This is a genomic window from Empedobacter sp. UBA5528 (assembly GCF_002426075.1).
Classification (GTDB): domain Bacteria; phylum Bacteroidota; class Bacteroidia; order Flavobacteriales; family Weeksellaceae; genus Empedobacter; species Empedobacter falsenii_B.
The window spans coordinates 26,867-34,667 of sequence record NZ_DINY01000030.1 but is presented as its reverse complement, the minus strand read 5'-3'; the positions used below and the strand labels follow the sequence as shown (position 1 = coordinate 34,667).

Annotated in this window: 8 protein-coding genes and 3 tRNA genes; 8 read left to right on the top strand and 3 right to left on the bottom strand. The window is 31.0% G+C overall.

What is annotated here, in order from left to right; genetic code table 11:
* The 4 genes from B4L98_RS06645 (at position 1) to B4L98_RS06630 (ending at position 1,236) form a co-directional block, all read left to right on the top strand.
* A tRNA-Arg gene (locus tag B4L98_RS06645) sits at positions 1–74 on the top strand.
* A gap of 19 nt (positions 75–93) precedes the next feature.
* Positions 94–177, top strand: a tRNA-Ser gene (locus tag B4L98_RS06640).
* A gap of 22 nt (positions 178–199) precedes the next feature.
* A tRNA-Pro gene (locus B4L98_RS06635) sits at positions 200–274 on the top strand.
* 47 nt (positions 275–321) lie between these two features.
* Positions 322–1,236: a hypothetical protein gene (locus B4L98_RS06630; RefSeq protein WP_125349989.1), complete on the top strand. Its 915-nt coding sequence runs from the start codon at positions 322–324 to the stop codon at positions 1,234–1,236.
* 36 nt (positions 1,237–1,272) lie between these two features.
* Here B4L98_RS06630 and B4L98_RS06625 read toward each other — a convergent pair whose 3' ends face one another.
* From B4L98_RS06625 to B4L98_RS06615, 3 genes are all read right to left on the bottom strand, one after another.
* The gene (locus B4L98_RS06625) at positions 1,273–2,175 is read right to left on the bottom strand and encodes a ketopantoate reductase family protein (protein ID WP_125349990.1); all 903 of its coding nucleotides are present in this window, start codon (positions 2,173–2,175) and stop codon (positions 1,273–1,275) included.
* A gap of 89 nt (positions 2,176–2,264) precedes the next feature.
* On the bottom strand, positions 2,265–2,753 hold the full coding sequence (locus B4L98_RS06620; protein ID WP_221855472.1) for a hypothetical protein: 489 nt from the start codon (positions 2,751–2,753) through the stop codon (positions 2,265–2,267).
* Positions 2,750–3,418: a hypothetical protein gene (locus tag B4L98_RS06615; RefSeq protein ID WP_221855474.1), complete on the bottom strand. Its 669-nt coding sequence runs from the start codon at positions 3,416–3,418 to the stop codon at positions 2,750–2,752. Before B4L98_RS06615 ends, B4L98_RS06620 begins: the two co-directional genes overlap by 4 nt.
* A gap of 181 nt (positions 3,419–3,599) precedes the next feature.
* On the opposite strand from B4L98_RS06615, the gene B4L98_RS06610 reads away from it, so the two are divergent.
* From B4L98_RS06610 to B4L98_RS06595, 4 genes are all read left to right on the top strand, one after another.
* Positions 3,600–5,036 (top strand): amino acid permease, encoded by a 1,437-nt coding sequence (locus B4L98_RS06610; RefSeq protein WP_371875724.1) that lies wholly within the window; start codon positions 3,600–3,602, stop codon positions 5,034–5,036.
* Between the two features lie 67 nt (positions 5,037–5,103).
* Positions 5,104–5,880 carry a hypothetical protein gene (locus B4L98_RS06605; protein WP_125349992.1) on the top strand — a complete coding sequence of 259 codons (777 nt, stop codon included), beginning with the start codon at positions 5,104–5,106 and terminating at the stop codon, positions 5,878–5,880.
* A gap of 13 nt (positions 5,881–5,893) precedes the next feature.
* Positions 5,894–6,598, top strand: coding sequence for an SDR family oxidoreductase (locus B4L98_RS06600; RefSeq protein ID WP_038330800.1), 705 nt, complete (start codon positions 5,894–5,896; stop codon positions 6,596–6,598).
* A 123-nt stretch (positions 6,599–6,721) separates the two neighbouring features.
* Entirely contained in the window at positions 6,722–7,771 is a 1,050-nt protein-coding gene (locus B4L98_RS06595) for a glycosyltransferase family 9 protein (RefSeq protein WP_291077868.1), read from the top strand.
* Positions 7,772–7,801: the final 30 nt, after the last annotated feature.

Sequence of the window (7,801 nt, the reverse complement as noted above, 5' to 3'; positions counted from 1 at the left end):
GGTCCAGTAGCTCAGCTGGATAGAGCAACTGCCTTCTAAGCAGTAGGTCTCAGGTTCGAATCCTGACTGGATCACACGTTTTATTAAAAACCAGGAGAGGTGCCAGAGCGGTAATGGAGCAGATTGCTAATCTGTCATCGGGAAACCGATGCCAGGGTTCGAGTCCCTGTCTCTCCGCATTTTTTTTGAATGACCGAATCGGGGTGTAGCGTAGCCCGGTCATCGCGCCTGCTTTGGGAGCAGGAGGTCGCAGGTTCGAATCCTGCCACCCCGACAAAAACCTTTGTATATTTGCAAAGGTTTTTTTTATACATTTATTTCATGAAATCTATCTTAGGTAATAAAGAATCTTTTGTCTCATACTCTGTCGCTTTTCTATTTATTTTAATCATGATTGGAACAGCAATGATTTATGATGATAAAGAAATTATTTTACCAGAAGTTGCTGCATTATCTGTCGGAATTTTAACGTTTCGAGAAAATAAATGGCTACAACGACCATTTCATATTTTTTTACTTCCATCCATAACTGCTATTTTAGGATTTGGGATTAATTTTTTACCGATTATATTATCATTCAAATTAGCATTGGTATTGGTTGCAATGTTAATTGTCTTGAAAATTTTTAAAAGTCAACTTGCGCCAGCATTAGCTACGGGATTATTACCAATTGTTACAAATACAGAATCTTTTGTATTTCTATATGCGATATTTCTATTTGTCTTTTTACTTTTTCTATCAATAAAAATATTCAAACTAAAACCAACTGAAAATGCGGTTCCAATGATTTATACAAGCCATAACAGATGGTTAATCGGATTATGTGTAGTTTGGTTTACAGCTTGTTATTTTAGCGGTTTTGCACATTTCTCTGCTATTCCACCTATTATCGTAATTTCTTTTGAATCTTTAAATAATCCAACATTAAAATTAACCGTACGTCTAAAACGTATTCTTGTAATGTTCATGGCTACAATGGCTGGTTGTTTAACAATGCATTATCTTGATAATTGGTTAATCATTGGCTTGATCGATTTGATTATCGTAATGTTTATTTTGAAATTAACAGATTTACGCTTACCTCCTGCTTTTGCAATGGTTATTTTACCAATGATTTTACCTTCTGACTCGATAAAATATTTACCTGTTGCAACATTAATCATGAGTATATTTTTTATGCTATCGATTTATATTATTCAGAAAGTTGCTTATCCAAAAGCGATTGATTTCAAATAAAAAAGTCATCCAAAATTGAATGACTTTATGACTATTTTAATATGTTTCTTCGATTGATTTTACCATATTATAAATGAACTCGTTGTAAGGTGTCGGAATATTATATTGTTTTCCTAAACTGATAATTTCGCCTGCAAATTCATCCACTTCCGAATATCGTTTTGCTTCGCGATCTTGTAACATCGAAGTTTTACCAAATTCATCCACAATTTTCATCGTAGATTTCATTCGATCCACTTCTTCTTGACCAATTGCAACTCCATGTGCATTCCCAACTGCAAGAACTTCATTAGAAATCATATCCATTAAAACCTCGAGATGTTGATTGGTACGAAATTGTCCATATGGAAACTCCAACAAAAACGTCAATTGATTTCCGACAACATTTACCAAATATTTCGCCCACTGCGCTTTCTGAATATCATCCGATAATTGATTTGGAATTTCAGCAACATTCATCAATTCATGTAAATCGACTAATTTATCATGATTAATTGAATCCATTTTCCCAAAAATAATTTTTCCTATACTCGAAAACGTCACGCGATTATCAACTTTTACAGCATCCATATATGCAACTGCATTCACCACACGATCCCATCCAAAATGATCTGCCAAAACACGTTCAGAAGAAATTCCGTTCATCAAACTTACAATCATTGTGTTTTCACCAACAAAAGGCTTCATATCTTCTATCGCTTGCTGTAAATGTGAACTTTTAACGACTAAAAATATATAATCTGGATAATTATTCTCCTCGATTTTTGTGACATAATTAAAATCATACGCTTTATCATTCACAAAAATTTGCGATTTTTCGTATCGATTTTTTCGCTCCTCATCTACAATTACACTTACAATTTCTGGATTATATTCATAAAAACTCGCTGCATATTTTGCTCCTAAAGCTCCCAATCCAAGAAAATAAATTGATTTCATTTTTTTGTTATTTAGAAGATAAATTTAAAATAAAATCTACAACATTTACGAATTAAAGTCTTTGAAAAAATTTAATATTTCGGTTATAATTAGTTTTGATAAACTTTTGACAATTCTTTTGGATTGAGATACAAATAATAAATCAAATTACGCAAATCATCAAGGTTTGAGCTAGAATCTACAGCTATTTCATTCTCTTTTTGAAAATTCTTTTTCAATACATCATACAATTGATTTATTTTCTTCCAATTATCTTTTGCAGCAATTTTTTCAACAGATTTATTATTCGCAGATTTCGCTAATTGTGAGGGCATTTTCTGAATCGCTTCAAATAAAACATATAGATTGTTGACATGATTGATATAATTGTATGTTTCATTTACGGCAAAATAATTCAGAAGAGTTTTCTCTTCATCCGAAATTTTCAAGCTTGAAATTAACATCATTTCCTCACCTAACCATTCATAAGCCGACAATCCAATTTGAGAAGCATTTGACGTCACAACCATTCTTGGAATTGGTTCTGCATTTGCAATTTTATTTAAAGTAAATCCTGTTTTTTGATTCAGAATATTCAATCGATTATTTGCAGGAGCAAGACATTCAAAGCATAATCGCAATTGTATCCTAACGCAATAATCTCTTCAAATTCAGAAAAAATATCGGCAGAAGTATCGTTGTTAAAACTCTCAAAATTTTGCAAACAATTATCTTGATATTTTTCTATAAAATCATTCATAGAAGAATAATCTTTTTTATCATCATCCCAAATAAGATTAAAATTATAAGCAAAAATATTCACAAATTGCATCGTTTTACTTTGAGGATTTTCATCAACAAATTTTTGATATACTTCTACTTTAGGAGATTCTATATCGTAATCATCCATCAACGCAATTAAAAATCGTTCATTGATTGGAGTTTTAGTTCCAAATTTCTTTCCAACTGACTTTTTAAATTTCTCTTTATAATCAACAAAATATGATTTTTGATTATCATTCACCACAAAATAAACTTCGAGTTCAGAAAGAAGCCCAACTTTTTTGCCTAATTCTATATTATTATCCAACATATATTTTTCGAAAGTAGAATAATCAATTCCTTTTTCTTTCGTTTTTTCTAAGATCGTTTCATCAGGATAAACTCTCGAACCAAAAGGTAAAGAATATAAAAAAGGTCCATCTGCAAAAAGCTGAACAGAGGTAAATAATGTCAGTAAAAAAGTGAAAAATAATTTTTTCATAAGATTGATTTTTATAAAATTAGGAATTTAGTTGAATACTTTCTTTTATTTTATACGATTTAACATGAATAAAATTTATTATTAAAGCATTTTCTTTATATTAATTCAAACAAGACAATTCTTCAAATTGTTCTTTTAGAAAATAGTTTTTACATATATTTAACAAATTAATACATCACACGTGAGTCAAATAAATAATACTGAAGAAAAAGAATTACAAAGAGGCCTTACTAACCGACATATTCAATTGATTGCTTTAGGTGGCGCGATTGGAACTGGTTTGTTTTTAGGAATTGGACCTGCTGCTGTTTTAGCTGGACCATCTGTTATTTTGGGATATGCAATTGCAGGAATTATAGCCTTTTTTATTATGCGCCAATTAGGAGAAATGGTTGTTAACGAGCCTGTTTCAGGAAGCTTTAGTCATTTTGCATATAAATATTGGGGATCTTTTGCTGGATTTGCTTCTGGTTGGAATTATTGGATTCTTTACGTTTTAGTAAGTATGTCCGAATTGACTGCAATCGGAATTTATGTACAATTTTGGTGGCCAGAAATTCCATTATGGGCGTCGAGTTTGTTCTTTTTTATTGTGATTAACGCATTGAATTTAGGCTCAGTAAAAATGTTTGGTGAAGCTGAATTTTGGTTTTCTATCATCAAAGTAATTGCCATTATTGCTATGATAATCTTCGGAGCTTACTTATTAATAAGCGGAACTGGAGGTGAACAAGCAACAATACAAAATCTTTGGAACAACGGAGGTTTTTTTCCAAAAGGTTGGTTATCTGGTAATAGCGAAGGCGGTTTTAGTGGATTATTCGCCGCAATGGCTCTTATTATGTTTTCTTTTGGAGGTTTAGAATTGATTGGCATCACAGCTGCTGAAGCTAAAAATCCAGAAAAAACAATTCCAAAAGCAACCAATCAAGTAATTTATAGAATTTTAATCTTCTATGTTGGAGCATTAATTATCTTATTTTCGTTAGCTCCTTGGGAAACGATTACGGATAAAAGTAGTCCTTTTGTAATGGTTTTTGAGAATTTGAATCATTTGAAACTAAATATTTTTGGTAACACAATTGATTTTTCAAGATTAATTGCCAATGCACTAAACATTATTGTTTTGACGGCTGCTTTATCAGTTTACAATAGCTCTGTTTACAGTAATAGTAGAATGTTATATGGTTTGGCAGAACAAGGAAATGCGCCTAAATTCTTAAAAAAATTAAACAAAAATCACGTCCCTGTTATGGCGATTTTAGTTTCATCTTTTTTCGCAGCAATTTGTATTTTAATTAATAAAATAATTCCAGAAGATGCATTTCATGTATTGATGTCTTTAGTGGTTTCTTCGTTGGTAATTAACTGGATTATGATTTCGATAACACATCTTAAATACCGAAAACAAAAGAATTTGGAGAATACAAAAACATTATTTCCATCTTTCTTGTATCCTATCAGTAATTATATTTGTCTAATTTTCTTATTTGGAATTTTAGTGATTATGTGGTTTACAGGACTTAAAATTTCAGTAGAATTAATTCCAGTTTGGTTGATCTTCCTTTACATCGCTTATCGAATTGTAAAAGAAAATAAAAAGACTAAGAATTCTTGATAAATTTTAATTTAAAATAGTTCATATAAAAGCTTCAAGATTACTTGAAGCTTTTTAATTTTACATCATGAAAAAAATAGTTGTTGGATTCATTTTGATGATGAGTTCTATTGTGTTTTCACAAGAAATTTATCAAGTTATAGCGCAAGAAGGATTGACAGTTAGAACAAGTCCGAATGGAAAACGAATTGGTAAAATTCCGTATGGATATCCTGTTAAAATTTCAGAAAAAGGTGAAGCGTTTGCAATTAAAGATAATGGGAAAGCAAAAAGTGGAAACTGGGTGAAATTAGATGTTAGCTCGTCTAAATTAATTTTGGATGAAGGAGTTAATGATTCTTCTGCTCAAGGCGATTTGTATGCGTTTAGTGGTTATTTAATCACACAACAAAATTTTGTCAATCAATTCGAAACAGAAATTTCTACGCACCCAGCTTTTAGCGAATTTTATTTAGCAACAGCTTACAAATGCTTCGCAATTAAAGGCGACTTTTTTGGTGACGGTGTGGTGGATTATTTATATAGAATGATTGATACAAAAGGAAATATCCGTTTATTTATTGTGAATAATATGAAAAAAGGAAGTCAAATTTATGGTTTGGGAGGAGCAAAAGATCCGTTCAAAATTACAAATTATGATTTCGGAACGTTGATGATGATTCCAAAAGGAACGCCACTTTATTCGAATTATAAAGATGGAGTGAAACGAAATTTAAATGGAGTTTCTAAAAATGAAATCGTAACTTTAGATTATGATGCGATTTATGTGCATCAAGATAACGCAAAAGAAGGCGGATTTATTTACCGAAAAGATGGTAAATGGAATTGGCTGAACCAAAAATAAAACTAAAATAATTATGCAAAATATAGAAGGTAAAGTAGCTTATATAACGGGGGGAACAAAAGGAATTGGATTAGGAATTGCAAAATCATTGGTAGAAAATGGTTTGAAAGTGGCAATTTCTGGACGAAACATTGATGATGTTGAAAAAGCTCGTCATTATTTAGGAAATCAAAATGTATTGGCTATTCAGTCGGATGTGAGACATTTCGAAGATGAACAAAATGCAATTGAGCAAATTATTTCTGCGTTTGGACGTTTGGATATTGTGATTGCAAATGCTGGTTTAGGAAAATTTGCGCCAGTTGATGAACTTTCTTTAGAAGATTGGAATGCGATGATTGATACTAACCTGACAGGAGTTTTTCATACAATAAAAGCGTCTGTTGAAGCACTAAAAGTTTCGAAAGGATATTATATTTCGATTGCTTCTTTGGCGGGAACAAATTTCTTTGCGAATGGAGCGGGTTACAATGCTTCGAAATTTGGCGTTGTCGGTTTTACCCAAGCAGCGATGTTAGATTTGAGAAATTATGATATCAAATGTACAACGATTATGCCTGGTTCTGTGACTTCAAACTTTAATGATCATGTGCCAAATTCGGAGGATGGATGGAAAATTCAGCCCGAAGATTTAGGACAAATGGTAGTTGATTTATTGAAAATGAATCCAAATGTTTTGCCAAGTAAAATAGAAGTTCGTCCTACGAAAACAAAATAATTTAAAGATCTCGATAAGAGATCTTTTTTTATGAAAAAAATATTTCGTAATTACCAATAGTTTACATAGTTTCGTGGAAAAATAAGAATACAATAAAGGTATTTTTTTAACGAGCACTTTTTAATGAATTTTAAAAAATCAGTCAATCATTTTCGTCGTACAATTATGCGTCGATTAACAGGAGGAATAGGTGATGGTAATTTGCCAAAGATAGACAAAGAAAAACCTCTTGAACTTAATAGAGTACTGATAAACAGACCCAATCAGCGTTTAGGAAATATTCTATTGATTACACCTTTGATTCAGGAAATTATCCGATATAATCCTGGTGTTAAAATTGACTTATTTGTAAAAGGTAAGGTTGCTCCGATTATTTTTGAGAACTATCCTCAAGTTGATCAAATTATTGAATTACCTAAAAAACCTTTCAAAGAATTGATTCAATACGCTAAAGTTTGGCTAAAAATCAAAAAAAAGAATTACGATTTAGTCATTAATGTTGATAAAAATTCATCTTCAGGACGACTTTCAACTTCTTTTGCGAATTCTAAGTATAAAATTTTTGGAAATGAATTTGAAATGAATTCGAATCAAGAAATTCATATTCATCAAGCGCAATATCCAGTTTATCTGTTTAGAAAATTCATAGAATTATTTAAAAATAAAGAAGGGAATTTAGATATTCCAACTCTAAATATTCAGCTAACAGAGAAAGAATCTTTGAAAGGAGTAGAAATGTTAAATGAATTGATTCAAGATCCTTCAAAGAGAACGTTGGCGTTTTTTACGTATGCAACAGGTGTAAAATGTTATGATGAGGAATGGTGGATAGAATTTTATAATTTATTTTATCCAAAATATTCGCAAGAATATAATCTAATTGAAATTTTACCTGTCGAAAATATTTCGATGTTAAATCATAGATTGCCTACTTATTATAGTAAAGATGTGAGAGAAATTGCAGCGTTGATGAAAAGTTGCGAATTTGTGATTGCAGCCGATTCTTGTATGATGCATTTGAGTTGTGCTGCGTCTACAAAAACAATTGGTTTGTTTAAAGATCAAAGCTTCTTAGAGCGTTATAAACCTTATGGAGTAGGAAATGCTGTAGTCTTGATTAATAATGAAGATAAGAGGATTCTTATTCAAGAAATGGATAAATTATTGGTTTAAAAAGCTGTTTTTTATCATTGAATAAAATTT

Excerpts from the sequence above, each read along its gene's own strand:
- B4L98_RS06600 (WP_038330800.1), top strand. The coding sequence starts at position 5,894 with ATGCAAAATATAGAAGGTAAAGTAGCTTATATAACGGGGGGAACAAAA.
- B4L98_RS06605 (WP_125349992.1), top strand. The coding sequence starts at position 5,104 with ATGAAAAAAATAGTTGTTGGATTCATTTTGATGATGAGTTCTATTGTG.
- B4L98_RS06630 (WP_125349989.1), top strand. The coding sequence starts at position 322 with ATGAAATCTATCTTAGGTAATAAAGAATCTTTTGTCTCATACTCTGTC.
- B4L98_RS06595 (WP_291077868.1), top strand. The coding sequence starts at position 6,722 with ATGAATTTTAAAAAATCAGTCAATCATTTTCGTCGTACAATTATGCGT.
- B4L98_RS06625 (WP_125349990.1), bottom strand. The coding sequence starts at position 2,175 with ATGAAATCAATTTATTTTCTTGGATTGGGAGCTTTAGGAGCAAAATAT.
- B4L98_RS06615 (WP_221855474.1), bottom strand. The coding sequence starts at position 3,418 with ATGAAAAAATTATTTTTCACTTTTTTACTGACATTATTTACCTCTGTT.